The organism is Chitinophaga lutea (assembly GCF_003813775.1).
Taxonomy (GTDB): domain Bacteria; phylum Bacteroidota; class Bacteroidia; order Chitinophagales; family Chitinophagaceae; genus Chitinophaga; species Chitinophaga lutea.
In genome coordinates this window covers 665,094-690,273 of the sequence record NZ_RPDH01000002.1, presented here as the reverse complement: position 1 = coordinate 690,273, position 25,180 = coordinate 665,094, and the positions used below count along the sequence as shown (strand labels likewise).

The following is a 25,180-nucleotide window of genomic DNA, read 5'->3' as shown; positions in this document are numbered from 1 at the left end:
GTTGATTATTGAATGACATGCTTCCTGATCAGCACGATCTGACCAAGATGATAGGCTGCATGCTGCAAAATCCCCTGTATATAGTAATAGGCGTTGTGTTGCGTTTCGGGGACCGGCGTAAACAGCTTCTCTTCAGGGAAGTTACGAATTGTTTCCACCATTTGCGTAATGGAATGTTCGAGGCGCTGCAGGGTGGCCTGCCAGTTGTTTTCGCCGTGGTTCTCCGGCATGTAGAAGTCGGGGAGGTCGCCGTCCTGCTCCGGTTTTTCGCCTTTCAGCTTGCGGATAACGTTCTGGTGCCAGAAAATGAGGTGGTTCACCAGTTCCCATATGTTATGCGAGGCCCCCACGCGGCGGGTGGCCTGTTCTGCGTCCGTTTCCTGCAGATGTTCGAGAAGGGTTACATCCAGCCAGGGATCACCATGATAAATGTGCTGGAGCGATTCGGATAAAACAACGAGTGTGGACATGCGCTATCGGTTTAGTGTCTTGTTGTTCATTTCACAATTAGCAGGCCATTCCCCCATTTTCCCTTATTTTTAGTCAAATTAAATACCACTTTATGGAGCAACAGCAACTGGAATTTAACAAAAATGAAGATACCATGCGCAGGCTGATCAGTACAATGAAGCAGCGGTTGGCCGTAATCGAGCAGGGTGGCGGGAAAAAAAGCCTGGAAAAACTCAGGCAGCGGGGTAAACTGAGCGCCCGGGAAAGAATCAGTTACCTGATAGACAAAAACAGCACTTTTACTGAAATAGGGGCCTTTACGGCCTATGAAATGTACACCGAGCACGGCGGCTGCCCCGCGGGCGGCACCGTGGCGGGCATTGGTTATGTAAGCGGCCGCCAGTGCATCATCGTGGCCAACGATATGACCGTAAAAGCCGGGGCCTGGTTCCCGCTCACAGGGAAAAAGAACCTGCGCCTGCAGGAAATGGCCATGGAAAACCGGCTGCCGGTGATTTACCTGGTAGACAGTGCGGGGGTGTACCTGCCGATGCAGGACGAGATTTTCCCCGACAAGGAGCACTTCGGCCGCATTTTCCGGAACAACGCCCGCATGAGCGCCATGGGCATCACGCAGATCGCCGCCGTAATGGGCAGCTGCGTGGCCGGCGGCGCCTACCTGCCCATCATGAGCGATGAAGTGCTGATGGTGGAAGGCAACGGCTCCATTTTCCTCGCCGGGCCATACCTGGTGAAAGCGGCGATCGGGGAAGACGTGGATGCCGACACGCTCGGCGGCGCCGTTACCCACACGGAAATTTCCGGTATCGCGGATTATAAATTCAAAACCGACCAGGCATGCCTCGACCGCATCCGGGACATCGTGGCCCGGCTGGGACGCCCGGCGGATGCGGGTTTTGACCATATCGACCCGGTGGCGCCGCTGAAACCGGCGGACGACCTTTACGGCATCGTGCCGGCAGACGGCAGCAAGTCGTACGACGTGCATGAGGTTATTGCCCGCCTTGCGGACGGCAGCGTGTTCGACGAATACAAACCCGATTACGGCAAAACCATCCTTTGCGGCTACGCCCGCATCGAAGGCTGGGCCGTGGGCATCGTGGCCAACCAGCGCAAGATCGTCAAAAGCAAAAAAGGCGAGATGCAGATGGGCGGCGTGATCTACAACGACAGTGCGGACAAGGCCGCCCGTTTCATCATGAACTGCAACCAGAAAAAGATACCCCTGCTGTTTTTGCAGGACGTGACCGGTTTTATGGTCGGCAGCCGCAGCGAGCACGCCGGCATCATTAAAGACGGCGCCAAACTGGTGAATGCCGTCGCCAATTCCGTGGTGCCCAAAATCACTGTGATCATCGGCAACTCCTACGGCGCCGGCAATTACGCCATGTGCGGCAAGGCGTACGACCCGCGTTTCATTTTCGCCTGGCCCAATGCGAAGATCGCGGTGATGGGCGGCGAGCAGGCCGCCAAAACCCTGTTGCAGATACAGGTCGCGTCGCTGAAGGCGAAAGGCGAAACCATCTTGCCCGAAGATGAAACAAAACTCCTGAAAGACATCACCGACAAATACAACGCGCAAACCACGCCTTACTATGCCGCGGCGCGGTTGTGGGTAGACGCCATCATCGATCCCGTGCAAACGCGGCAGATCGTGGCGGAATGCCTCAAAGCCGCCAACCAGGCGCCCGTGGATGAAGTATTCCGCACCGGCGTGATACAGGTATAGTTTTCCTGCTTTATTCCCTTATTTTTGCAGCCTTAAAATCGACAGCATTGGCAGCAAATCAGCAATTGATCATTTATACGGACGGTTCGGCAAGAGGAAATCCCGGAAGAGGCGGTTACGGTGTGGTATTGATATGGGGGCCGGTGCGCAAGGAACTGTCGCAGGGCTACCGCATGACCACCAACAACCGGATGGAGCTGCTGGCCGTGATCGTTGCGCTCGAGGCGCTGACCAAAGAAGGGCTTACCATCACCATTTATACAGACAGCCAGTACGTGGTGAACTCCGTTGAAAAAGGCTGGTTGTGGAACTGGGTGAAAACCGGGTTCAAAGACAAAAAGAACCGCGACCTGTGGGAGCGTTTCATTCCCCTGTTCAAACGTCACCGCATCCGTTTCCAGTGGGTGAAGGGGCATGCCACCAACCCCGAGAACAACCGCTGCGACCAGCTGGCCACGGAAGCGGCCGACGGCGGCCACCTGTTGCAGGATGTGGGCTACGAACAAAATGCCGGTAGCTGAAAAATTCCATATGGTATTATTGAATAATAAGTTGTAAATTGCTGTACGTCTTTAAGCAATTTGATTGTTAACCATTTGAACCGTTAAGCATCATTTTTCATTTTTGAAATTTGTTCATGCCTCAGCTATTTCCAGTAGAGGTCATCGAGCAATCTGCATTCACGTGGCTGCCACGGGTGCGGGTGCGCACACAGGTGATCTACACAACGGTTCTTGTAGCAGTGCTGCTCAGCCTCATCGCACTGCCTTTCATTAAAGTGGATGTTTCGGTAAAATCGGCCGGCATCGTTCGCCCTGTTACGGAAAAGAACGAGCTGCGCAGCTTCGTGGCCGGTACCATCGCGGAAGTGACGGCCACCGAAGGCCAGCACGTGGAAAAAGGCCAGCTCATCATGCGCCTGCAGGAAGATATCAGCAACAGCAAACTGATGCAGACATCCTTCGAGCTTCGGCAGCGCGAAGCCTATGTGAGCGACCTGGCCCGGCTCGCATCCGGCGGCGGGGGCGGCGGCCTGCAATCGGCTCTTTACCAGCAGCAATACAGCCGCTTCGTGTCTACCCTCAACGAACAGCAGGCCACCATGCGCAAGCTGGAAAGCGACCTGGAGATGTATAAAAAACTATTCGCCGATAAAGTCATTGCCGAAAAAGAACTGCGCGACAAACAATATGAATACGACAAAGCCAAAGCCTCTTACAGCCTCGCCGTACAGCAGCAGCGCAGCGCATGGGCCGAAGAGCTGAGCCGCTACCGCCTCGAAAGCAACCGCCTCCAGGCAGACGCCGACCAGCTGGAAAAACAGAAGGAATGGAACCTCATCAAGGCGCCCGTGAGCGGCACCCTGCAGCAGTTCAGCGGCCGTTACGCCGGCAGCTACATCCAGGTAGGGGAGATGATCGGGATCATTTCGCCGGATTCCAACCTGGTGGCCGAATGCCTCGTATCGCCCAAAGACATCGGCTACCTGCGTGCAGGCATGCCCGTTAAGTTCCAGGTGGACGCGTTCAACTATAACGAATGGGGCACGGTAGACGGGGTGGTGCAGAGCGTGGACAACGATTTCACCCTGGTGGAGAACCAGCCGGTGTTCAAGGTGAAATGCCGGTTTGATGCGACGGAACTGCATACCGCCGGTGGCGTGAAAGGCACGCTGAAAAAGGGCATGACGCTGCAGGCCCGCTTTATCCTGACCAAACGCAGCCTCTTTCAGCTGCTCTATGATAAAACAGACGATTGGATGAACCCTAATACCGCCGGAAAAAAATAAACCATGTCCACTCACACCGCCAGATTGAAAAAGAGCGCCCGCATCCGCCAGCGGGACATCAGCGATTGCGGGGCCGCCTGCCTGGCATCCGTGGCCGCCTATTACAACCTGCAGCTGCCTGTTGCCCGCATCCGGCAGCTGGCCGCTACCGACAGCAAAGGCACCAACGTGCTGGGCGTGGTGGAAGCCGCGGGCAAGATCGGTTTCCAGGCCAAAGGCGTGAAAGGTCCGTTCGAAGCGCTTTTCAACATTCCCAAGCCCGCCATCGCCCACGTCATCATCCAGGAAAAACTCCATCACTTCGTGGTGATCTACCGCGTGACCAAAACGCATGTAGTGGTAATGGACCCGGCCGACGGGCAGTTCCATCACCTCACGCACGCCGCCTTCAAATCCATCTGGACCAACGTGCTGGTGCTGCTGATGCCCGGCGATGAATTCCGCGCCGGCAACGAAAAAGTATCCCACCTGCAGCGTTTCTGGTACCTGCTGCGCCCGCACCGGAGCGTGGTATTGCAGGCGCTTTTCGGCGCGATCATCTATACCGTGCTGGGCCTTTCCACTTCCATTTATGTGCAGAAAATCGTCGATAACGTACTGGTGGAAGGCAACAAAAACCTCCTCAACCTACTGGGCATCATCATGCTGCTCATCCTCGTTTTACAGATGTTCATCGGCCAGCTGAAAAGCGTGTTTGCCCTTAAAACCGGCCAGCAGATAGACGCGCAGCTGATACTCGGGTATTACAAACATCTCCTGCGCCTGCCGCAGCAGTTTTTCGATACCATGCGCGTAGGGGAGATCACCTCCCGCATCAACGACGCCGTCAAGATCCGGATATTCATCAACGATGTGGCCATCGGGCTGGTGGTGAACGTATTCATCGTGCTGTTTTCTTTCTGCCTGATGTTCACCTATTACTGGAAACTCGCGCTGATCGTGCTGAGCATATTGCCCATCTACGCGCTGATTTACTGGGTCAGCAACCAGGTGAACAAAAAGATGCAGCGCAAACTGATGGAGGATAATGCGGAACTGGGCAGCCAGCTGGTGGAATCACTGAACTCCGTGGCCACCATCAAACGTTTCGGGCTGGAAGAATACGCCAACCTGAAAACCGAGACCCGTTTCATCCGCCTGCTGAAATCCATTTTTTCGGCATCCATCAGCAATCTCTACATCGGCACTGCCGGCAGCTTTTTTACCAGCGCGTTCGTGGTGATTTTACTCTGGGCGGGCTCCTATTTTGTGATGGACCGGCAGCTGAGCCCGGGCGAACTGCTGAGTTTTTACGCGCTGATCGGTTATTTCACCGGCCCGGCCATGTCGCTGATCGGGGCCAACCGCAGCATGCAGGACGCGCTCATCGCGGCCGACCGTCTTTTTGAAATCATGGACCTCGAACAGGAGGAAACCGGCAATAAAGTGAAGCTGGAAGCGGAGCAGGTGGGGGATATACAATTCACCAACGTGTCGTTCCGTTACGGCACACGCGTGGAAGTGTTCAGGAATTTCACCCTGCGCATACCCAAGGGCCGCATTACGGCCGTGGTAGGAGAAAGCGGCTCGGGCAAAACAACGCTCATGGCGCTGCTGCAGAATATTTACCCGTTGCAGGCCGGCAGCATACAGATCGGGAATGTAGACATCCGGTATATCGATCACGAAAGCCTGCGCCGCCGCGTGAGCGTGGTGCCCCAGCAGATCGACCTGTTTGCCGCTACGGTGCTGGAAAACATCGCGGTCGGCGAGTTTGAGCCGGACATGCAGAAAATACTCCGCATCTCCGCACAGCTCGGCATTCTGCATTTCATCGAAAAACTGCCGGAAGGATTCAATACCCTGCTCGGCGAGCACGGCGTAAACCTCTCCGGTGGCCAGCGCCAGCGTATCGCCATCGCGAGGGCACTGTACCGCAACCCGGACATTCTCATTCTCGACGAGGCTACTTCCTCGCTCGACTCCGTGTCCGACCAGTATGTGCAGGAAACCATGCAGCAGCTCCGCGACGATGGTAAAACGATCATCGTGATCGCCCACCGCCTCAGCACGGTGATGCATGCAGACAAGATCGTAGTGCTGCAGGACGGTCTGATCGTCGAAGAAGGCACTCACCCGGAACTGCTGGGCAACAACGCCGTATATTCCAAACTCTGGCAACACCACCAGGCGATGCCGTTATAAACTTCGTGCAGCATCAGTTACAGGGGATGCTGCTTTTATTCAGACTACACGGGCAGAAAAAAGGTGTAACATATTGTTACACCTTTTTCATTCGAATCATATGAGGAGTGAGCCTATTTCGCGATAAACTTCGCCAGGGCCGTGCCGTCCTGGCTCAATACCAGAAATCCTTCCGTTACTTTCCAGTTGTTCACCTTGTCTGTGATCGACAGGAACTTTGATTCCACGCTCATATCCTGGCAGGCCATTTTGGTGGCGGCGAGGGGCGAGAAGGTGAGTTTGTCGGCCGCTACGGTGAACTTGCCGAAAATGTTGTTACAGCCGGCGGAACCGCTGATGCGCTGCTCCGTTTTGTCGAAGGTGAATTCGGCGGGGCGTTGCAGTTTGGTGGTATCTACCGCTTGGCCCTGCACTTCCACGAGCCGCCAGGTTTTGTACAGGTCGGCTTCGTTGCTGCTGGCGGCCTGTTTGGGGGCATTACAGGCGGCTGCGAATGCAAGGGCGGTAAAAAAGGCCAGGTATTTTTTCATGTTCATTGTTTTAGTTCCATTATAACAATATGGATGCCGGAATGTTAATACTGGCTGTAAAAACTTCTGAGGTCGCTGGCGAACCGGTCGTAAATGGGGCGTGTAAGCTCCATGAACAGGTCCTGCGGCGGGGGCGGAGGGATGTCGCGGCCGCCGAGCAGCGCCCGGTCCGCATCGCTCAGCGCGCGTTCGTCGCCGCGGAATGTGCCGTACTGGTTCTGCCAGGTGAAGGAGCCCGGCACCCTGTCCTGCCGCAGCACCCGGCTATCGTTCACGTCGGTGATGCGATAATCGAGCAGGCCGCTGGAGGCGACCGTTTTTTTGGTGATGAAGAGGGTGGCCCGCACGGTGATGTCGACCATGATGACTTTACCGGTGGAGTCTTTCTGGTTGCCCGGTACGGAAATCACTTTCGATACATCGCGCTGGTAGCGGTCTACGTACGTCTGGCCCACCATGAAGTCCATAAACCGGAGTTCCATGTACTGGTCCGGGCGGAAATCCCGTTCGCCGCGCACCCTGCGTTCGTCGTAAAACTTCACGAAGGTGTTGATCTGGCGGTTTTCGAGGTTGCGGACGAGGGCGTCCCGGAACTGGTCGGCCGAAAACTGGAAGTAGGGTGAGCGTACGTCTATTTCGCTGACAACCACGTTGATCAGTCCGATCTGGTAGGCCTGATCGCGGAGCCGGGCGGCGTCTTTATAATTCGGTGTGAGGCGGAGGGCGGCGTCGAATTCCTCGAAGGCCGCGCGGGCTGCCTGTTTGTTGCCTTCTTCGAGCAATTGCACCCCTCTGGCATAGCGGGCTTCCGAGGCGTTTTCCTGGGCGCCGGTGATGGCGGCGGAATAGTCTTTCGGTTTCACCACGCCCAGGGCGGCGGGGGAGCTGCGGATGGTGTTGTAGAGCGACTGCATGGCGCGGTATTCGAGCCGCACGGATTCCCATTTCAGATCGTTGTTACTTGCGAGGGCCTGTTTGGCCCGGCCCTCGTGGTACTCCATGGCGGCTTCGTATGCCCGTGGGAGTAGTTGCAGCGCGGTGGCGTCTGACGGGCGGCGTTGCAGTTTCTTCACGAAAGCTTCCACGGCTTCGCCATAGCGGCCTTTGTTGTAGAGTTTTTCTCCTGACTTGCAGGAAAAGAGCACAAGCATGAGCAGGAGGGGCAGGTATCGGAACATATTCATAGATTGTAATATGGTACAGGCAAATGTAGGGCCAGAAATATAAATAAAATGCAAAGGCGGCCGGAGGCCGCCTTTGCAGGGCTTATAATTTGAAATTCCTTCTCAGTTCGCGGTCGGCTTCGCGCTGTTTGATACTGTCGCGTTTGTCGTGCAGTTTTTTACCCTTGCCGAGGCCTACTTCCATTTTGGCGAGGCCTTTTTCGTTGATGAATATACGCAGCGGCACGATGGTGTACCCTCTTTCCTGGAGCTTTTTCTCCATTTTGCGGAGCTCTTTTTTCTGCAGCAGGAGCTTGCGTTCGCGGAGGGGATCATGATTGGCGTAGGTGCCGTGGGAGTATTCGGAGATGTGCAGGCTTTTCACGTACAGTTCGCCTTTCGAGAAATAACAGAAACTATCGTTAAAGCTCACTTTACCGCCACGGATGGATTTGATTTCCGTACCTGTCAATACCATGCCGGCGATATATTTATCTTCTATCGCAAATTCGTAATAAGCCGATCTGTTTTTTAATTCTGCCATTTCGCACAAATATAAGGGGCTGACCAAAATCCGGGAGGCGGGGCCTGCGTGAAGCGGCCGGTACCTCCTTTTTCAGTCAGCCCCGGAAGAGGTTCTTTATTTCTTGAAAAGTTCCAGCAGTGTGCTCAGCCTGTTTTTCAGCTCTTTACGGTCCAGGATGAAATCGAGGAAGCCGTGCTCGAGCAGGAACTCAGCGCTCTGGAAACCTTCCGGAAGGTCTTTTTTAATGGTTTCCTTGATCACGCGCGGGCCGGCAAACCCGATGAGGGCACCCGGTTCGGCGGTGTTGATATCGCCCAGCATGGCATACGACGCGGTAACGCCGCCCGTGGTGGGGTCAGTCATCAAAGAAATATAGGGAAGGCCGGCATCGGCCAGCTGGGTGAGCTTGGCGGACGTTTTGGCCATCTGCATCAGTGAGAAGGCGCTTTCCATCATACGTGCGCCGCCGGATTTGGAAATGATCAGCAGGGGCACCTTGTTGGCGATGCAATGATCGATGCTCCGCGCGATTTTTTCACCCACCACGGAACCCATGGAACCGCCGATGAAGTTAAAATCCATACAGGCCACCACAAGGCCGTTGCCGTTCACTTCACCGAAGCCTACCCGCATCGCGTCGGTCAGACCTGATTTCTTTTGCGCTTCCTTCAGCCTGGCATCGTAAGGTTTCAGATCGCTGAAACCCAGGAGGTCCTTCGGGTAGATGTTGGAAAACAGTTCTTCGAATTGGTTATTATCAAAGATGATCTCAAAATACTCAGGTGAATTGATGCGGTTATGAAAGTTACACTTGTCGCATACGTACAAATGTTCTTTCAGGTCTTTCATGGTGGTCGTTTTCTTACAATTCGGGCATTTGTGCCATAAACCGTCCGGCGCCTCTTTCTTCTCACTGGTAGTGGTGGAAATACCCTGTTTAATTCGCTTAAACCAGCTCATACTAGATTTTGTACTAAAATTAGATTAAAGAATAGTGGTGCAAGATACGATAAAATTAAACTTTTCCGTAAATCAAAAGCCCCGGCGTTGCGGCCGGGGCTTTTAACATTTTTTTAGGATCAGGCGTTTCGGTTGATGCAATTCAGGTCCGTAAAGGCTTCTTCAAGGCGTTTCACGAAGGTTTCTTCGCCTTTCCGCAGCCATACGCGCGGATCGTAGTATTTTTTGTTCGGCTTGTCCGCCCCGTCGGGGTTGCCCAGCTGGGCCTGCAGATAGCCTTCTTTGGCTTTGTAGTAATCCAGTACGCCTTCCCAGAAAGCCCACTGCATATCGGTATCGATGTTCATTTTGATCACACCGTAGCCGAGGGTTTCGTTGATCTGGTGTTTGGGAGAGCCGGAACCGCCGTGGAACACGTAGTAAACGGGTTTGGTGCCGGTATTATGTTTTTTCTGAATGAAATCCTGGCTGTTTTTCAGGATTTCGGGGCGGAGCTCCACGTTGCCCGGGCTGTAAACGCCGTGCACGTTGCCGAAGGCAGCGGCTACGGTGAAGCGGGGGCCTACTTCGCTCAGCTGTTCGTAGGCATAGGCTACGTCTTCAGGCTGGGTGTAGAGCAGGGAGTTTTCCACGCCGGAGTTGTCTACGCCGTCTTCCTCGCCGCCTGTTACGCCGAGCTCGATTTCGATAGACATCCCCAGTTTATTCATACGCTGGAAATAAGCTTTGGAGATTTCGATGTTTTCGTGGATGGGCTCCTCGGACAGGTCGAGCATATGCGAGCTGTAGAGGGGCTGGCCGTTCTCTTTCATGAATTTTTCGCCGGCAGTGAGCAGGCCGTCGATCCAGGGCAGCCATTTTTTGGCGGCATGGTCGGTGTGCAACACCACGGGTACACCGTAGTACTGGGCCACCTCATGTACGTGTTTGGCGCCGGAGATACCGCCTGCGATGTTCGCCTGCAGTTTATCGTTGGGCATACCTTTACCGGCAAAGAATTGGGCGCCGCCGTTAGAAAACTGGATGATCACCGGTGAATTCACCTTGGCAGCCGTTTCCAGTACCGCGTTCACTGAGTTCGTGCCTACCACGTTTACAGCGGGCATGGCAAATTCATTTTCCTTGGCATCTTTATAGAGCGCTTCCAGCTCTTCACCGAATAATACGCCGGCTTTGTACTTTCCCATAGACGTTAAAATGTTTTATTTTTAAAGGAAAGCAAATATAGGCATTAATAAATTTGCTTTTTTGCAAGATTTCGGGTTGTTTTTATAATATTTTAATTATTTAACCTGCGTTCCGCCGCCGGGTTTGTGCGGCCGGGGGGCCGCCGGCAACGGAAAAACGCCCTGTGCCCCGCGGCCCGGTTGTCCCGCCGCCTTCGGTGCCGGGTAACATTTGCAGGGCGCTACCGCATCCCGTTCACCGCATAAAAAAACCGCCCGGCATGGTTGCCGCGGCGGTTTTGTCCATTCAAACGCTTATTTCACTGTTAACGTTGTGCCGCTGATCTCTACGGTGTATTTGGTTAATGCTGAAGTGGCCGGGCCGTTGCTGACCGTGCCGTCGAAATTGAACTTACTGCCGTGCCCGCATGCGCTGGCGCATTCGATTTTACCGCCCGACACCCCGGAAAGGGTGCAGCCCTGGTGGGTACAGGTGCTGGTGACAGCCGAAAACGAAGCGGGCACATTGCCTGTGGCGATACGGATCAGTACTACACCGCCGCTGATTATGGAATCGCCCACGTTCGGGATCTGGGTGGAGAGGTTCGCCGTAAGCCTGGCGCCACCGCCCGGGTTCGGGTTCGGATTGGGGTTCGGCGCCGGGTCGTCTCCTTTTCCGCCGCAGGCTGCCAACCCGCCCGTACAGGCAATAGCAATCGTAATGCCCATGCTGGACAAAAAGTTTCTTCTTTCCATAATTGAGTGGTTTAGTTTTTAACTCAGATTTGACAGGAAACCCGTTTTTCAGAATAGGGTACGGGGCATATGGCGGGCGGGTTGCTTTTTTGGAAAAAAAATTGAAGAATTTCGGTTGTTTCAGCCAGTGACGTACGGAGCTTTACGTTATTTTTATAAGGGAACTGTGGTCTTATAAAATCATGAAAAGAGCTAACAACGATTTCACCACGCCGGACCAGTTTAAAGACAGGTTTGCCGGTAACCCGGAACGGCAAAACGCAGGAAGTTCGAAGCCGGTTATGAAGCCTTTAAACGGCGTTTTCAGTGCAAACCGGGGCCGGATACTGCTAAATCCAGTCATTGACCATCCTGCCTGATCAGCGCCTCAAAATACGCCGGCGCATGCATCAGCCGGCTGCCATACCAGGAGAACATCTCACCGTCCACCAACCTCACATCGGCATCGGGAACGTATTCCCGTATTTCGGCGATGTGTTTTTCCTTAAAGGGGTAGGGCTCGCTGGATAACAGCACGAGTTTACAGGCGCTGGCCGCCAGCTGCGGCAGGGAAATGGAGGGGTAACGGGGCAGGTCCTCAAACACGTTCCTGAAACCGCAGCGCGCCATCATTTCGTGGATGAACGTATCGCCTCCGGCCACCATCCAGGGATCGCGCCAGATGAAATAGGCCGTGGGCACCGCTACGGGAAGCGGCGTCAACGCCTCGAAGCCTTCTTCGATTCGCTGGCGGATGAGCTGTGCGGAGTGCCGGCGCTCAAGTATCTCACCGAGGCTGGTGATCATCGCGCAGGCATCCGCGAGGTGACGGATGTCGCTCGTCCATACCGGGAAACGGGCCGCCAGGGCCTCGATCTGGGCCTTTTCGTTTTCTTCCTTGTTGGCAATGATGAGATCGGGCTGCAGGGAGGCGATCAGCTCCAGGTTGAGCTGTTTGGTGCCGCCCACGCGGGTGATGCTGCGGAACCAGGCGTCGGGATGCACGCAGAATTTGGTGATGCCCAGCACCTGCGCGCCGAGGTCGTACAGCAGCTCCGTTTGCGACGGTACCACCGAAATGATGCGTTGGGGAGGAGAGGGGATCTCCACCTCCCGGCCTAATTGGTCTTTGTACAACATATTAGCTGCCCAGCGCCTGGATGATGTCGTATTTGGTGACGATGTGATAGTTGCCGCTTTCGTCGTGCGTGAGCACGGCGCCGTTTTCTTTGTTGATATACACGGAGAGTTTTTCGATCGGCGTTTCCATGCTGACTACCGGGAATGCCTTGTGCATCACGGTTTCAACGGCCGCTTCCTTCAGGTCGGGCTGGTCGATCAGTTTGCTGAACAGGCCGCCTTCGGAGATGGCGCCCACGAATTTATCGTCCTTGATCACCGGCAGGTGCTCGATGTCGAATTTTTTCATTTTGGCGATGGCACCGGTCACTTTTTCGTCGGGCGCAATGGTCACCAGCGGGAGGTTGCGGCGGCTGTTCACGATGTCTTTCACCGTTTTTACATCCAGGAACCCGCGTTCCATCATCCACTGGTCGTTATACACTTTGCCCACATAACGGCTGCCGTGGTCGTGGAAAATCACCACCACCACGGCATCGGGCTTCAGGCGGCTTTTCAGCTGTACAAGCCCTGCGATGGCGGAGCCGGCGGAGTAGCCCACAAAAATGCCTTCTTCCTTGGCGATGCGGCGGGCCATCACGGCGCCGTCTTTATCGGTCACCTTTTCGAAGTGATCGATCACGCTCATATCGTAGTTCTGCGGCACAAAATCTTCGCCGATGCCTTCGGTGATGTAAGGATATACTTCATTCATGTCCAGCTCGCCGGTTTCGAAAAACTTCTTCAGCAGCGAACCGTAGCTGTCGATTGCCCACACCTGGATGTCGGGGTTCTTTTCTTTGAGGAACTTGCCCGTGCCGGTGATGGTGCCGCCGGTGCCGGTGGCCACAACGAGGTGGGTGATCTTCCCGCCGGTCTGTTCCCAGATCTCCGGGCCGGTCTGCTCGTAATGCGCGTCGCGGTTGGCGAGATTGTCGTACTGGTTCACATAAAACGAATTGGGCACTTCGGTGCTCAGCCGCCGTGATACGGAGTAATATGATTTCGGATCGTCCGGCAGCACGTTGGTGGGGCACACGATCACTTCGGCGCCAACGGCTTTGAGGATGTCCACTTTTTCTTTCGACTGTTTATCGGTGGTGGTGAAAATACATTTGTACCCTTTGATCACGGCCGCCAGCGCGAGGCCCATCCCGGTATTGCCGGACGTGCCTTCGATGATGGTGCCGCCGGGTTTGAGGTAGCCTTTCTTTTCCGCTTCTTCCACCATTTTCAGCGCCATACGGTCTTTGATGGAGTTGCCGGGGTTGAAGAATTCCACTTTGGCCAGCACGGTACAGGGCAGTTCGGCCGTTACACGATGCAACTTCACGAGGGGCGTGTGGCCGATCGTTTCCAGTATATTTTCACAGTACTTCATAATCTTGATGCTTATGAACGAAATTAAGGTAATTGGTTGAATGATGGTTTATATTTGCTTTTATGAACAACATCTTCATCACCGGTATAGGTACCGGCGTGGGCAAAACGGTGGCGGCCGCCTGTGTGGCCGAAGCCCTGGGCGCGCAGTACTGGAAACCCGTACAGGCGGGCCTTCAGGACACTACCGATACGCAAACCGTGCGGGCATTGCTGAGCAATCCTTCCCTGGTGCGGGATGAACTGTACCGGCTGCGGATGCCTGCTTCCCCGCACCTGGCGGCGCGGCGCGAAGGCATCACCATTTTTGAAGACCGGATCGCGGAGCAGGCCCGCAAGCTCCAGGACCCCGCCCATCCGCTGGTGGTGGAAGGGGCCGGCGGCCTGATGGTGCCGCTGAACGGCGAAGTGTTTATGCTCGACCTGATCAAAAAGCTGGAAGCCAAAGTGATCGTGGTGGCGCAGAACTACCTGGGCAGCATCAACCATTGCCTGCTCACGGCCATGGCGCTCAAACAGGCCGGGATACCGGTCGTAGGATGGATTTTTAACGGCGATCATCATACCAACGAAGACGATGTGGTGGAATGGAGCCATTACCCCCGCATCACCCGCATTCCGCGCGCGCGCAAGCTCAACCGGGATTTTGTACAGGTACAGGCGGAGTTGATGAGGCCGCATCTGCAAACACTGCTCACGGCATGACGTTCACCAAAAAGGATATACGAAAGGCGTATCTTGCACGCCGGCTGGAACTGGCGGACGAAGAAGCGGCCCGCCTCAACGCCGCACTGCTGCGGCATTGCAGGGAACTACACCTGGGCAGCCCGGTGTACGTGCATCTCTTTCTGCCCATCACGGCCAAAAAGGAAGTGGACACTTACCCGCTGGCCGAATGGCTGCGCAGCACCTATCCCGGCGTACAGCTGGTGCTTTCACGGTCGTACCTCGCCACCGGCAACATGCAGCATTACCTGTGGGACGAACGGACGCGCCTGGTGCATAACGCCTACGGCATCCCGGAGCCGGAGAGCGGCCGCATCGTGGCGCCGAAAGAAATAGATGTGGTGTTTGTGCCGATGCTGGCGTTTGATGAGGCCGGCCACCGCGTCGGGTACGGCAAAGGCATGTATGACGAATTTTTGCAGCAGTGCCGGAAAGACGTGAAGGCCATCGGCCTGAGCCTGTTCCCGCCGCTGCCGGAGCTGATAGAAGACGCCTACGAAGGGGACGTGCCGATGAACATCGTGGTGACCCCGACGCAGGTATATTATTTCCAGGATTAACAACAAAAGACAAACCCTGTGTGGCAATATCTCAGTTATCTTTTATACCCTTTTTCCCTCCTGTACGGCCTGGTGTTGTGGATACGGAACCGCCTGTACGATAACGGGGTGCTGACGTCGGTGGAATTCGACCTCCCCGTGATCGCCGTCGGCAACCTGTCGGTAGGCGGCACCGGTAAAACCCCCCACGTGGAATATCTTATCCGCCTGCTGAAAGACCACTATAAAACGGCCACCCTCAGCCGCGGGTACAACCGTAAAACGAAAGGTTATCTGCTGGCCGGGCCGCAAAGCACGGCGGCCGACATCGGCGACGAGCCCATGCAGTTCCACCGGAAGTTCCCGGACGTGAAGGTGTGCGTGGGGGAAGAGCGCATGCTGGCCGTGCCGCAACTGCTGGGCGACGAGCCCGAAACGGCCGTTATATTGCTCGACGACGCCTTTCAGCACCGCTCCATCAAACCCGGCCTGAACATTATGGTCACCGATTACAGCCGCCTGTTCACCCGCGATCATGTGGTGCCCGTCGGGCGCCTGCGCGAGGGCAGGAAGGGCTATCACCGGGCCGATATCATCATCGTATCCAAATGCCCGGCCACACTGGCCCGGGCCGAAAAAGAAACGATAGAACGCGAAATAGCCCCGCTGCCACACCAGCAGGTCTATTTCACCACTTTGCAGTACGGCGAACCGTACCCCCTGCTGCCCGGCGGCCCGGTGCAGCCGGCGCGGGATACAGCCATGCTCGTGGCCTGCGGCATCGCCCGGCCGGAGCCGATGGTACAGCATTTGCTGCAAAAGCATTCAAACGTGCACCTGCTCGCATTCCCGGATCATTATTACTATACCCAGAAAGACCTGGATAAAATGAAACTGGAGCTGGAGCAACTGGACGGCGCACGGAAAGTGATCATCACCACGGAAAAAGACGCCGTTCGCCTGCAGCTGTTGCAGGAACGGATAACGGCGATGCAGCTGCCTTTTATGGTGCTGCCCGTGGAGGTCGGCTTCCTGTTCGACGCGGCCGGTTCGTTTAATAGTCATATTTTTGATTATGTAGCGGAAGCAATTGCGGCTGGTGCAGCACCCTAAAATCATATCAATGACAAAGAAGAAAAAACCGAAGAAAGACAGCAGCCAGAAAAAAACATATAAAGGCATTGTAGACGTAACCCGCTCCGGGATGGCGTTTGTGGCCGTCGAAGGGCTCACCAGCGACATCCTGGTAAAACAGAAAAATCTCAACACGGCGCTGGACGGCGACGAGGTGCTGGTGGACGTTATCCACCAGGGCAGAAACGTCGGCCGCATGGAAGGATTTGTGACAGACGTGCTGAAACGCAAAAAAACGGAATTCACCGGCACCATCCAGCTCAGCAAAACCTTTGCTTTCCTGGTGCCTGAAAAAGGGGCCTTCCTGCCCGATATCTATATCCCAGAAAACTCCCTTAAAGGCGCCAAAGACGGCGATAAAGCCGTGGTCCGCATCGTGGCCTGGGGCGAAAAAACACGCAAGCCGGTGGGCGAGATCGTGGAAATCCTCGACGCCAGCGATACGAACGACCTGGCCATGAAGGAAATCCTCATCGAAAGCGGATTCCCGCTCCAATTCCCCGACGAAGTGCTGGAAGAACTGGCCGCCATCAAGGAGGAGATCACCGAGAAGGAAATCAGCCAGCGGAAAGATTTCCGCAAAATCCTCACCTTCACCATCGACCCGGTAGACGCCAAAGACTTCGACGATGCCCTTTCTATCCGCAAACTCAAAAACGGTTTGTACGAAATAGGGGTGCACATCGCCGATGTAAGCCAGTACGTGCTGCCCGGCACCGCGCTCGACAAGGAAGCGGACCGCCGCGCTACCTCCGTGTACCTGCCGGACAGGGTGTTGCCCATGCTCCCCGAAAAAATATCGAACGAGCTTTGTTCGCTCCGCCCGCATGAAGACAAACTCACTTTCTCCGCCGTGTTCCAGATGGACGAAAAGGCGGTGGTGAAACAGTTCTGGCTCGGCCGCACCGTGATCCATTCCGCGCACCGCTTCACTTATGAAGAGGTGCAGGACATCATCGAAAGCGGCGAAGGCCCGTACGACGGCGAGGTGCTGCTGCTCAACAACCTGGCGCAGACCATGCGCAAAAAACGCTTCAAGGAAGGGGCCATCAACTTTTCGTCGCAGGAAGTACGCTTCCGCCTCGACGAACACGGCAAGCCCATCGGCGTTGTGGTGAAGGAAAGCAAGGAAGCGCATCAACTGATCGAGGAATTCATGCTGCTGGCCAACCGCACCGTTGCGGAGTATGTCAGCAAACAGAAAGTCAATAAACAGCCCGTGCCGTTCCCGTACCGCGTGCATGATACGCCGGACGAAGAAAAGATGCACGTGTTCGCCGTGTTCGCCAACAAGTTCGGGTACAAGTTCGATGTGAACACGCCCGAGAGCATTGCGACCTCTTTCAATAAAATGCTGCAGCTGGTGCAGGGCAAGCCCGAACAGCACGTGCTGGAAACGCTGGGCATCCGCACCATGGCCAAGGCCGTATACACCACCGAAAATATCGGGCACTATGGTTTGGGTTTTACGTATTATTGCCACTTTACATCGCCCATCCGCCGGTACCCTGACGTACTGGTGCATCGCATCCTGGAACAGTGCCTTGCCGGTGAGGTGAAGCCGGACAAGCTGCTCGAGAAACGCTGCAAACACTCGTCAGACATGGAACGCAAGGCCATGGAAGCCGAACGGGCGGGCAACAAATACAAGCAGGTGGAATACATGCAGCAGTTCATCGGCGATACGTTCGACGGTGTGGTGAGCGGCGTGGCGCATTTCGGGTTCTGGGTGGAAACCGTGGATACCAAGTGCGAAGGCCTGGTGAGCATCCATAACATGAACGAAGAGTTCCGGCATTCGGAGACCGACTATGCGCTCGTGGGCCAGCAGACCGGCCGCAAGATCCGTATCGGCGACAAGGTGACCATCCGCGTGGTAGCCGGCAACCTGGCCAAACGCCAGCTCGATTACGACCTGATAGAAGATCTCGATGATACCACCACCGTCCGTAAACCGGCCGCGCGGCCCAAAACAAAAGCCCGCGGCGAGGACCGCAGGGGCGGGGCCGCGAAAAAGGGAAGCCGCAAACCGGCCGGCAGCCGCGAAGGGGCGAAAACAGACAAATCAAAAGGGAAGAAGAAAAAGAAGTAAACCATAAGCCGCTATCATGCATTCATTTAAAGAGTTACTGGAAAAGTTCGAACAACAATTTGGAAAAAGACAATTCCCGGAAAAACCTGCCAACTTATACGACCCGGCGCAATACATCCTGGGCATCGGTGGTAAAAGGGTGAGACCCGTATTGTGCCTGCTGGGCAATGAACTGTTTGATGAGCTGCATCCCGACGCTTACAATGCCGCCAACGCCATCGAGCTGTTCCATAATTTTACCTTGATACACGACGATATCATGGACAAGGCGCCCCTCCGCAGGGGCATGCCTACCGTGCATACCAAATATAATGATGCCGCCGCCATCCTGGCCGGCGACGTGATGCTGATCCACTGCTACGAATACCTGAACAAAATCAACAGCAAAACCCGCCAGAAACTCGTGAACGTATTCAACAAAGCCGCCCGCGAAGTATGCGAAGGGCAGCAGCTGGATATGGACCTGGAGCAGATGCTGCCGGAGCAGGTGAACTATGCGGACTATGTGAACATGATCGCCCTGAAAACCTCCGTGCTGCTGGCCGCCAGTCTCCAGCTCGGCGCCATCATCGGCGGGGGCAGCGAAGGCAACCAGCATCATCTGTACGAGTTCGGTAAAAACGTCGGTATCGCTTTCCAGATACAGGACGATTACCTCGACGCCTTCGGCGACCCGGAGAAATTCGGCAAACAGCAGGGCGGCGACATCCTCATCAACAAAAAAACATTCCTGCTGCTCAAGGCGCTGGAACTGTGCTCCCCCGCACAGAAAGCGCACCTGCACCAGCTGATGGATACCAACCCGGACAATAAAGTGGCGGAAGTGCTGCAGGTGTTCCACGACTGCCGTGTGGACGAATGGGCTGAAAAAGAAAAAGAACGTTTCAGCCAGGCCGCCTACGAGCACCTCGACGCCATCGCCGTATTGTCCGCCCGCAAGGAACCGCTCAAGGATCTCGCCGGTTTTCTTTTAACCCGGCAGCATTGATCCGATAGAAGTCTTATATTTAATTGCAATATCAACCTGTTTAATATCAACCTATAACTACGACTGATGTCTAATTCGCTTTTCAGGAAAAAGTCACTGGCCGCTATCATGAACGACGCCCGGGAGGGTGCTTCCGACGCGCACGGCGGCGGGCTGAGAAAGGTGCTGAACGTGCGCGACCTCACGTTAATGGGGGTGGCGGCCGTGATCGGCGCCGGTATCTTTTCGACGATCGGCCAGGCTGCTTACAACGGCGGCCCAGGGGTGATTTTCCTCTTTATTCTGACCGCCGTCACCTGCGGCTTTACCGCGCTCTGTTATGCCGAGTTCGCTTCGCGGGTGCCCGTAGCCGGCAGCGCCTATACGTATTCGTACGTGACCTTCGGGGAGCTGGCCGCCTGGATCATCGGCTGGGCGCTCATCCTCGAATATTCCATCGGCAACATCGTGGTGGCTATTTCCTGGAGCAGTTATTTTAACAACGTGCTGGAGGGGATGAACGTGCATCTGCCCGCCTGGCTCACTACGGACTACCAGACCGCCAAAGCCGCCTACGAACTGGCGGTGAAAAACAATACGGCCGTGGATCAGATGGCCTACGCCACCGCGCCCATGCTCGGTAACTGGCGTGTGATCCTGAACGTGCCCGCATTCCTCATCGTGGTGCTCATCACCATCGTGGCGTACGTGGGCATCAGCGAAAGCAAGCGCAGCGCCAACGCCATGGTGGGCCTGAAGATCGTGGTGCTGCTGGTGGTGATACTCATCGGCGTGTTTTATATCAATACCGATAACTGGACGCCCTTCATGCCCAATAAATTCGAAGGCGTGCTCAAAGGCGTATCGTCGGTGTTTTTTGCGTATATCGGGTTTGATGCGATTTCCACCACCGCGGAGGAAAGCGCCAACCCGCAGCGCGACATGCCCCGCGCCATGATCTACTCCCTGATCATCTGTACCGTGATCTATGTTGTGGTGACGCTCGTGATCACGGGCATGGTGAACTATTCCGAGTTCAATCACATTTCCGATCCGCTGGCATACGTATTCGATAAGCTGCAGATGGAAAAGATAGGCTATGTGATCTCCATCAGCGCCGTGGTAGCCGCTACCAGCGTGATCCTCGTGTTCCAGATCGGGCAGCCCCGCATCTGGATGAGCATGAGCCGCGACGGGCTGCTGCCGAAGAAGTTCGCCAAAGTGCATCCCAAATACCACACGCCCGGATTTTCCACCATCGTGACCGGTTTCATCGTGGCCATTCCCTCGCTGTTCGTGGAAAGCGGCATTGTGACCGACCTCACCAGCATCGGCACCCTGTTCGCCTTTGTGCTGGTATGCGGCGGCGTATTGCTGCTGCCGAAGGCAGAGCCCGGCACCAAGAAGTTCAACCTCCCGTACGTCGACGGGCGTTTCATCGTACCGGCGCTGTTCCTGATATTCTGCTTTTTTTTCCGCGACAAGATCAGCGATACCTTCGTCAACATCTCTACCATCGCCCATGAGCGCGTCCTGTTCCTCATCTTTTTGATACTGACGGCCCTCATTACCGTGGCTACGGCGGTGAAGCGGTATTCCCTCATTCCCGTGCTGGGCATGCTCTGCTGTTTGTACCTGATGATCGAAATTCCCGTGCGCAGCTGGGTGGTGTTCTTCGGATGGATGGGAGCGGGGCTGATCGTTTATTTCCTCTACGGTTACTGGAAGAGCAAACTCGCGAAACAATCCTGACCAGATACACGAAAATCCCGGGCAACCGGGATTTTTTGTTGGGGGAAAATCTTCGTAACTTACAGTAACACCGCTCTTTGATAACTTAAAAACTACCGTTATGAACCTCGTGAATCGTATAGAACGCTGGGGTGATACGCATCATCCTAAATGGATCGATGGCTTGAGAATCTTGCTGGGCCTCGTTCTTATATGGAAAGGTGTACAGTTCGTCAATAACATTGACCTGCTGACGGCGCAAATCGACCGGTATCCCTTCCTCACGGCAATGTCTTTCTGGCTGGCTCATATCATCGTTTTCGCCCACTTCGTAGGCGGTCTTTTTATCACCCTGGGGCTGCTCACCCGTGTAGGCGTGATCGCCAACCTGCCCATCCTGATCGGGGCGGTATTTTTTGTAGGTTCTTCCACCAATCTTTTTGCCGTACATTCCGAAATGATACTATCGCTGGTCGTATTGTTCCTGCTGTGTTTCTTCCTCGTGGAAGGCAGCGGGCCCATTTCCGTGGATGAATACATGCGGCGGCACCCGGAGAAAAAAGAAGCATAGCCGCTTCCGTTCCCAAAATTCCCGGCGGCGCGCCGGTATAACATACTCCAATTAATACTAATTTTGCCTGCTATGAAATATACAGTAGGCGATAAGATCCTGATGCTCCATTCCAAGGAAGAAGGAACGGTGGTGGATATCATCAACGATAAAATGGTGATGGTGGAAGTGGGCGGCACCAGCTTCCCGGTGTACCTCGACCAGATTGATTTCCCTTATTTTCACCGCTTTACCCAGAAAAAGGCCCCTTTGCCCAAACAAAGGACGCCGGGTGAGGAAATACGCCGGGAACGACCTTCCGGTCCGCAAAGGCCCGAAAAAGGCATGTTCCTGACCATGCTGCCGGTTTTCGAATCGGACGGCTACGACGAAGTGGTGTCTACCCTCAAATTCCACCTGCTCAACGAAACCAACAAAATATTCGGCTTCCATTTCGAAATCTGGCTGAACAACACCCTGTTCCTGGAGCTGAAACAGGAAATCCATCCTTTCCAGCATACCTACCTGGCCGACCTGGATTTTGACCAGCTGAACGACAACCCCCGGTTCGAGTTCACGTTCACGCCCAAAGACGGCGACCTTACCCTGGCCGCCACCTACCAGAAAACCTGGAAGGTGAAGGCGAAACAGCTGTTCCAGCAGCTGGGGGAATTGCAGCAGAAACAGCAGGCCACGATCAATTACACCCTGTTCGACAAATACCCGCTGCGCGCGGAAACCGACGCCTATGGCTTCAGCCCGGTGGAGAAGAAAAAACTCAGCACCCTTACCTCCGTACAGTCGGTGAAAAACACCACGCCCGTAACGGCCAAACTGGAAGTAGACCTTCATATCGACAAACTTACCAGCGAATGGAAGGGCCTCAGCAACCTCGAAATGCTGGCCATCCAGCTGAACGAGTTCCAGCACCAGCTGGACCTGGCGATTACACAACGGCAGGACAAACTCATCGTCATCCACGGCATCGGTACGGGCAAACTCCGCGATGAGGTGCATGAAATCCTCAAAACCACGCCGGAAGTGAAGTTTTTCGTGAACCAGTACCATCCTTTCTATGGTTACGGGGCTACTGAAATTTATTTTAAGTAATTTTGCCATCCGGTAAAGCCACCTGGTACAGCGGTGCTATCGACTGCTTCCGGCAACGGAGGCGGTAGGAAAGTCCGGACAGCACAGGGCAACGCACCACCTAACGGGTGGGGCCTCCGCGCAGGCGGGGGAACAGACAGTGCCACAGAAAATAACCACCCGGGCGCAAGCCGGGGAAAGGGTGAAAATGTGGGGTAAGAGCCCACGGTAAGGCCGGGTAACCGGCATTACGGGTAAACCTTGCGTGCTGAAATGCCATGTATACGGTCGTTCGAGGGCTGCCCGCCCGAGACCGAGGGTAGGCAGATACAGGCGCTCAGTGATGGGCGCCGCAGATAAATGATAGCGGTTCGTTGCAAAACGTTCACAGAATCCGGCTTACAGGCTGTACCAGGTGGTTTTACCGTTTTTGACAGGCAACATACCCGGCCGATGGTTGTTCGCCTTGAAGGCGGACAGGGCAGGTGAAGCAATAAAATTCGTATCAGTCAAAAAAGGCTGCATCCATTTAGAGGATGCAGCCTTTTTTTGTGGCACCGGTGCGCCTATTTCAACGTCACCGTGTCTGAATACGTTACCCTGAAGGTATCGATGGCCCGGTGAACGGGCACATAAGAGGAGCGCAGCGCCACTTTCGTGCCTGCCTTTGCAAGCTCCAGCTGTACGGAATCGGTTTTCGCAGTCACCCATAACGTTTGCGGCTGCTGGAGGCTGTCGAGATAGCTGATCTGCGTATTGATGTTCAGAACGGTATCCGCTTTGGCGAGGTACAGCCGGTAGGTGTATTTATTCAGCGCCTTCGGCGGCCTGGAAGCGTCGATCTGCCGGTTTACCAGCGAGGAAATGAATAAAGGCCCGAAAACCCTTACGCCGGAAATGGACTGGCCGATCGACCTGTTTCCCTTATCGTCGAGCGTATACAGTATGAAGTTCTGTACGTATTCCCCCAAACCGGTCAATACGGTATTCACGGAATCCGCGGTATTGCGGTTGGATACGTCGAGCAACAGAGAGTCGTCGTTGTTGTTCCAGTAGATGAGATATTTTGTGATGCTGGGATCGGGGCTGGGCTGCCATTGCAGCCGTACCCGCAGGTTTCCCGGGAATGCGCGGAATTTGTTGACCGTACCCGGGTAAACAATTTCCTTGTTATGCAACAGGTCTTTGTATTTGGTGGCGTCTTTCATGCAGGCGGTGCACAGGCACGACATGCATAGCAGCAGGATGATAGTTTGTTTCATCTGTTTGGTTTTGTGGTGGGGCCTTTGAGGGCCTGCAGATAGCGGCAGGCCTTAAAGGCACCGTGTTTTCGGATGTGCCGGGGGCATTTATTTCGTGTTGCCGAATAGCGTGATTTCCATGGCATGCGCAAATGTGGCGCCCGACCAGGATTCGGAAACCGACAGCCGCAGGAACCTTACTCTTGGCGCGGTAAAAGGGAAATTGAATTCCATGCCCCTCTTAAACACGTCCCGGTCTGTAGCCGTGGGCGCGCTGGCGAGGGCGCCTGACGGCGGGCCGGGCCATACATAATTGCCCATATTCACCCAATCGCCCAGTTGTGCGCCTTCTTCCGCAGAGAGTGGCAGCACGGCGTCCGCGGGTGCAGCTTTATCGGAGCCCCATATGGAAAACACTTTCGGGTTGCCGTGCGCGAATTCGTAGCCGGCGCGGCCATCGAGCTTGAACCGGCTCAGCTTGGCGGATACGCCGAGGCCGAAGGTGCAACTGATTGGCATCGGCATGTTTTGCTGCACGGTGTGCCAGCCGCTGCCGTCTGTTCTGCCGTTCCACAAATTGCTCAACACCCAGCCGAAACCGATTTTACCATCGCTGGGCAACAGGTTCTCGAAAAACTTGCTTTTGCTCAGCTGTTCTTCAAACAACGGCTTGATGGTCTGAAAAAGGGTGTCGGAATTATTGCCCCATTGATCCGTGATGTATACCGCGAAATTTTTGGGGAGGGTATCGAAACCACGGGAAGAAAAACTGTTAAAAGCAAAATCGCTGAACTTCTGCTCGTAGATCGAATACTTGTCCGCACCAGCCGGTTTGTACAGCAGGATGGCGCCCACCGGTTTTTTATTGACGTTGCTGGTTTGTACGTTGACGCCACCGAAGTCCGGCTGCATGCGGATGGTTTTCGAAACTACCCTGTACACCGGCGTGTCGGGGAACACCTTGACGGTCACAGCGTCGGATTCCACGTTGGAGCGGCTGACCGTCCGCAGGCTCACTTCGTACTCACTTTTTTCTGCAAATCCTTCCACCGTAATCGTATCGCTGTAATAGCTGGATTTGGTCTGCCTTTTTTTACCCGTTTTCGTGTCGATCAGGTAGTCTGCCTTGACGTAGAGAATATTGGCCGACTGGGGGAGATTATACGTGATGTACGCGCCGCCGTTGAAGTTCGTCACCTTGATATTGGAAATAACGCCGGGCTTTGTAAAATCGTTCGATACCGGCTCGCGGTAGTCTACCACTTTGCTGCAGGCAAAGAGCATGCATACGGCCACTACCAATAACGGGAGGGGCTGCCGGAAAATATGATTGCTATGCATAACCATTCAGGTTTAATG

The 25,180-nt window shown here is 54.9% G+C and carries 23 protein-coding genes and 1 other RNA gene; 13 read left to right on the top strand and 11 right to left on the bottom strand.

Going from position 1 to position 25,180, the window contains the following annotated elements; all coding sequences use genetic code 11:
* Positions 1-5: 5 nt before the first annotated feature.
* A complete protein-coding gene (locus EGT74_RS15095) occupies positions 6-470 on the bottom strand; it encodes a DinB family protein (RefSeq protein ID WP_123847416.1) in 465 nt (154 codons plus the stop codon).
* 92 nt (positions 471-562) lie between these two features.
* Between EGT74_RS15095 and EGT74_RS15090 the strand changes: the two genes are divergently transcribed.
* From EGT74_RS15090 to EGT74_RS15075, 4 genes are all read left to right on the top strand, one after another.
* Positions 563-2,200, top strand: a complete 1,638-nt coding sequence (locus EGT74_RS15090) for an acyl-CoA carboxylase subunit beta (RefSeq protein ID WP_123847415.1) — start codon at positions 563-565, stop codon at positions 2,198-2,200.
* A gap of 47 nt (positions 2,201-2,247) precedes the next feature.
* Entirely contained in the window at positions 2,248-2,721 is a 474-nt protein-coding gene (rnhA, locus tag EGT74_RS15085) for a ribonuclease HI (RefSeq protein WP_123847414.1), read from the top strand.
* A gap of 116 nt (positions 2,722-2,837) precedes the next feature.
* Entirely contained in the window at positions 2,838-3,989 is a 1,152-nt protein-coding gene (locus EGT74_RS15080) for an HlyD family secretion protein (RefSeq protein ID WP_123847413.1), read from the top strand.
* Positions 3,990-3,992: 3 nt separating this feature from the next.
* On the top strand, positions 3,993-6,173 hold the full coding sequence (locus tag EGT74_RS15075; protein WP_123847412.1) for a peptidase domain-containing ABC transporter: 2,181 nt from the start codon (positions 3,993-3,995) through the stop codon (positions 6,171-6,173).
* 113 nt (positions 6,174-6,286) lie between these two features.
* Here the strand turns inward: EGT74_RS15075 and EGT74_RS15070 are convergent, their stop codons facing one another.
* The 8 genes from EGT74_RS15070 to EGT74_RS15035 all read right to left on the bottom strand — a co-directional run bounded on the left by EGT74_RS15070 (position 6,287) and on the right by EGT74_RS15035 (position 13,753).
* A complete protein-coding gene (locus EGT74_RS15070; protein WP_158618170.1) occupies positions 6,287-6,703 on the bottom strand; it encodes an META domain-containing protein in 417 nt (138 codons plus the stop codon).
* A 44-nt stretch (positions 6,704-6,747) separates the two neighbouring features.
* Positions 6,748-7,887, bottom strand: a complete 1,140-nt coding sequence (locus EGT74_RS15065; protein ID WP_123847410.1) for a tetratricopeptide repeat protein — start codon at positions 7,885-7,887, stop codon at positions 6,748-6,750.
* 82 nt (positions 7,888-7,969) lie between these two features.
* On the bottom strand, positions 7,970-8,410 hold the full coding sequence (gene smpB / locus EGT74_RS15060) for an SsrA-binding protein (RefSeq protein WP_123847409.1): 441 nt from the start codon (positions 8,408-8,410) through the stop codon (positions 7,970-7,972).
* Between the two features lie 96 nt (positions 8,411-8,506).
* Positions 8,507-9,352: an acetyl-CoA carboxylase, carboxyltransferase subunit beta gene (accD, locus tag EGT74_RS15055; protein WP_123847408.1), complete on the bottom strand. Its 846-nt coding sequence runs from the start codon at positions 9,350-9,352 to the stop codon at positions 8,507-8,509.
* A 119-nt stretch (positions 9,353-9,471) separates the two neighbouring features.
* Positions 9,472-10,539, bottom strand: a complete 1,068-nt coding sequence (gene fbaA, locus EGT74_RS15050) for a class II fructose-bisphosphate aldolase (RefSeq protein ID WP_123847407.1) — start codon at positions 10,537-10,539, stop codon at positions 9,472-9,474.
* Between the two features lie 294 nt (positions 10,540-10,833).
* Positions 10,834-11,274 carry a QcrA and Rieske domain-containing protein gene (locus tag EGT74_RS15045; protein WP_123847406.1) on the bottom strand — a complete coding sequence of 147 codons (441 nt, stop codon included), beginning with the start codon at positions 11,272-11,274 and terminating at the stop codon, positions 10,834-10,836.
* Positions 11,275-11,613: 339 nt separating this feature from the next.
* Positions 11,614-12,393, bottom strand: a complete 780-nt coding sequence (locus EGT74_RS15040) for a helical backbone metal receptor (protein WP_123847405.1) — start codon at positions 12,391-12,393, stop codon at positions 11,614-11,616.
* Position 12,394: 1 nt separating this feature from the next.
* Positions 12,395-13,753 (bottom strand): pyridoxal-phosphate dependent enzyme, encoded by a 1,359-nt coding sequence (locus tag EGT74_RS15035; RefSeq protein ID WP_123847404.1) that lies wholly within the window; start codon positions 13,751-13,753, stop codon positions 12,395-12,397.
* Between the two features lie 62 nt (positions 13,754-13,815).
* Here EGT74_RS15035 and bioD point away from each other — a divergent pair, with 62 nt between their 5' ends.
* From bioD to rnpB, 9 genes are all read left to right on the top strand, one after another.
* A complete protein-coding gene (gene bioD / locus EGT74_RS15030; protein WP_123847403.1) occupies positions 13,816-14,457 on the top strand; it encodes a dethiobiotin synthase in 642 nt (213 codons plus the stop codon).
* Positions 14,454-15,038, top strand: a complete 585-nt coding sequence (locus EGT74_RS15025) for a 5-formyltetrahydrofolate cyclo-ligase (protein WP_158618169.1) — start codon at positions 14,454-14,456, stop codon at positions 15,036-15,038. The genes bioD and EGT74_RS15025 overlap by 4 nt, the downstream gene beginning before the upstream one ends.
* 18 nt (positions 15,039-15,056) lie before the next feature.
* A complete protein-coding gene (gene lpxK, locus EGT74_RS15020; protein ID WP_123847401.1) occupies positions 15,057-16,130 on the top strand; it encodes a tetraacyldisaccharide 4'-kinase in 1,074 nt (357 codons plus the stop codon).
* A 10-nt stretch (positions 16,131-16,140) separates the two neighbouring features.
* Complete coding sequence (rnr, locus tag EGT74_RS15015; RefSeq protein WP_123847400.1) at positions 16,141-18,243, top strand: ribonuclease R; 2,103 nt, start codon at positions 16,141-16,143, stop codon at positions 18,241-18,243.
* A 16-nt stretch (positions 18,244-18,259) separates the two neighbouring features.
* Positions 18,260-19,231, top strand: a complete 972-nt coding sequence (locus EGT74_RS15010; protein ID WP_123847399.1) for a polyprenyl synthetase family protein — start codon at positions 18,260-18,262, stop codon at positions 19,229-19,231.
* Positions 19,232-19,297: 66 nt separating this feature from the next.
* Positions 19,298-20,962 carry an amino acid permease gene (locus EGT74_RS15005; protein WP_123847398.1) on the top strand — a complete coding sequence of 555 codons (1,665 nt, stop codon included), beginning with the start codon at positions 19,298-19,300 and terminating at the stop codon, positions 20,960-20,962.
* A 100-nt stretch (positions 20,963-21,062) separates the two neighbouring features.
* Complete coding sequence (locus EGT74_RS15000; RefSeq protein ID WP_123847397.1) at positions 21,063-21,512, top strand: DoxX family protein; 450 nt, start codon at positions 21,063-21,065, stop codon at positions 21,510-21,512.
* A gap of 72 nt (positions 21,513-21,584) precedes the next feature.
* Positions 21,585-22,601, top strand: coding sequence for a Smr/MutS family protein (locus EGT74_RS14995; protein ID WP_123847396.1), 1,017 nt, complete (start codon positions 21,585-21,587; stop codon positions 22,599-22,601).
* A 23-nt stretch (positions 22,602-22,624) separates the two neighbouring features.
* Positions 22,625-22,998: RNase P RNA component class A (gene rnpB / locus EGT74_RS14990), an RNA gene on the top strand.
* Positions 22,999-23,146: 148 nt separating this feature from the next.
* On the opposite strand, the gene EGT74_RS14985 is transcribed toward rnpB, so the two are convergent.
* Together EGT74_RS14985 and EGT74_RS14980 are read right to left on the bottom strand one after the other, a co-directional pair.
* On the bottom strand, positions 23,147-23,842 hold the full coding sequence (locus EGT74_RS14985; protein WP_123847395.1) for a DUF4998 domain-containing protein: 696 nt from the start codon (positions 23,840-23,842) through the stop codon (positions 23,147-23,149).
* Positions 23,843-23,929: 87 nt separating this feature from the next.
* Positions 23,930-25,162, bottom strand: a complete 1,233-nt coding sequence (locus EGT74_RS14980) for a DUF4959 domain-containing protein (protein WP_123847394.1) — start codon at positions 25,160-25,162, stop codon at positions 23,930-23,932.
* Between the last annotated feature and the right edge of the window lie 18 nt (positions 25,163-25,180).

Bases quoted from the DNA above. Each gene is read 5' to 3' on its own strand.
- EGT74_RS15080 (WP_123847413.1), top strand. From the start codon at position 2,838: ATGCCTCAGCTATTTCCAGTAGAGGTCATCGAGCAATCTGCATTCACG.
- EGT74_RS15070 (WP_158618170.1), bottom strand. From the start codon at position 6,703: ATGAAAAAATACCTGGCCTTTTTTACCGCCCTTGCATTCGCAGCCGCC.
- accD (WP_123847408.1), bottom strand. From the start codon at position 9,352: ATGAGCTGGTTTAAGCGAATTAAACAGGGTATTTCCACCACTACCAGT.
- EGT74_RS15010 (WP_123847399.1), top strand. From the start codon at position 18,260: ATGCATTCATTTAAAGAGTTACTGGAAAAGTTCGAACAACAATTTGGA.
- EGT74_RS15065 (WP_123847410.1), bottom strand. From the start codon at position 7,887: ATGAATATGTTCCGATACCTGCCCCTCCTGCTCATGCTTGTGCTCTTT.
- EGT74_RS15035 (WP_123847404.1), bottom strand. From the start codon at position 13,753: ATGAAGTACTGTGAAAATATACTGGAAACGATCGGCCACACGCCCCTC.
- rnr (WP_123847400.1), top strand. From the start codon at position 16,141: ATGACAAAGAAGAAAAAACCGAAGAAAGACAGCAGCCAGAAAAAAACA.
- EGT74_RS15045 (WP_123847406.1), bottom strand. From the start codon at position 11,274: ATGGAAAGAAGAAACTTTTTGTCCAGCATGGGCATTACGATTGCTATT.
- bioD (WP_123847403.1), top strand. From the start codon at position 13,816: ATGAACAACATCTTCATCACCGGTATAGGTACCGGCGTGGGCAAAACG.
- fbaA (WP_123847407.1), bottom strand. From the start codon at position 10,539: ATGGGAAAGTACAAAGCCGGCGTATTATTCGGTGAAGAGCTGGAAGCG.
- EGT74_RS15090 (WP_123847415.1), top strand. From the start codon at position 563: ATGGAGCAACAGCAACTGGAATTTAACAAAAATGAAGATACCATGCGC.
- EGT74_RS14980 (WP_123847394.1), bottom strand. From the start codon at position 25,162: ATGCATAGCAATCATATTTTCCGGCAGCCCCTCCCGTTATTGGTAGTG.
- EGT74_RS15095 (WP_123847416.1), bottom strand. From the start codon at position 470: ATGTCCACACTCGTTGTTTTATCCGAATCGCTCCAGCACATTTATCAT.
- smpB (WP_123847409.1), bottom strand. From the start codon at position 8,410: ATGGCAGAATTAAAAAACAGATCGGCTTATTACGAATTTGCGATAGAA.
- EGT74_RS15025 (WP_158618169.1), top strand. From the start codon at position 14,454: ATGACGTTCACCAAAAAGGATATACGAAAGGCGTATCTTGCACGCCGG.
- EGT74_RS15000 (WP_123847397.1), top strand. From the start codon at position 21,063: ATGAACCTCGTGAATCGTATAGAACGCTGGGGTGATACGCATCATCCT.
- EGT74_RS14995 (WP_123847396.1), top strand. From the start codon at position 21,585: ATGAAATATACAGTAGGCGATAAGATCCTGATGCTCCATTCCAAGGAA.
- EGT74_RS15040 (WP_123847405.1), bottom strand. From the start codon at position 12,393: ATGTTGTACAAAGACCAATTAGGCCGGGAGGTGGAGATCCCCTCTCCT.
- EGT74_RS14985 (WP_123847395.1), bottom strand. From the start codon at position 23,842: ATGAAACAAACTATCATCCTGCTGCTATGCATGTCGTGCCTGTGCACC.
- EGT74_RS15005 (WP_123847398.1), top strand. From the start codon at position 19,298: ATGTCTAATTCGCTTTTCAGGAAAAAGTCACTGGCCGCTATCATGAAC.
- EGT74_RS15075 (WP_123847412.1), top strand. From the start codon at position 3,993: ATGTCCACTCACACCGCCAGATTGAAAAAGAGCGCCCGCATCCGCCAG.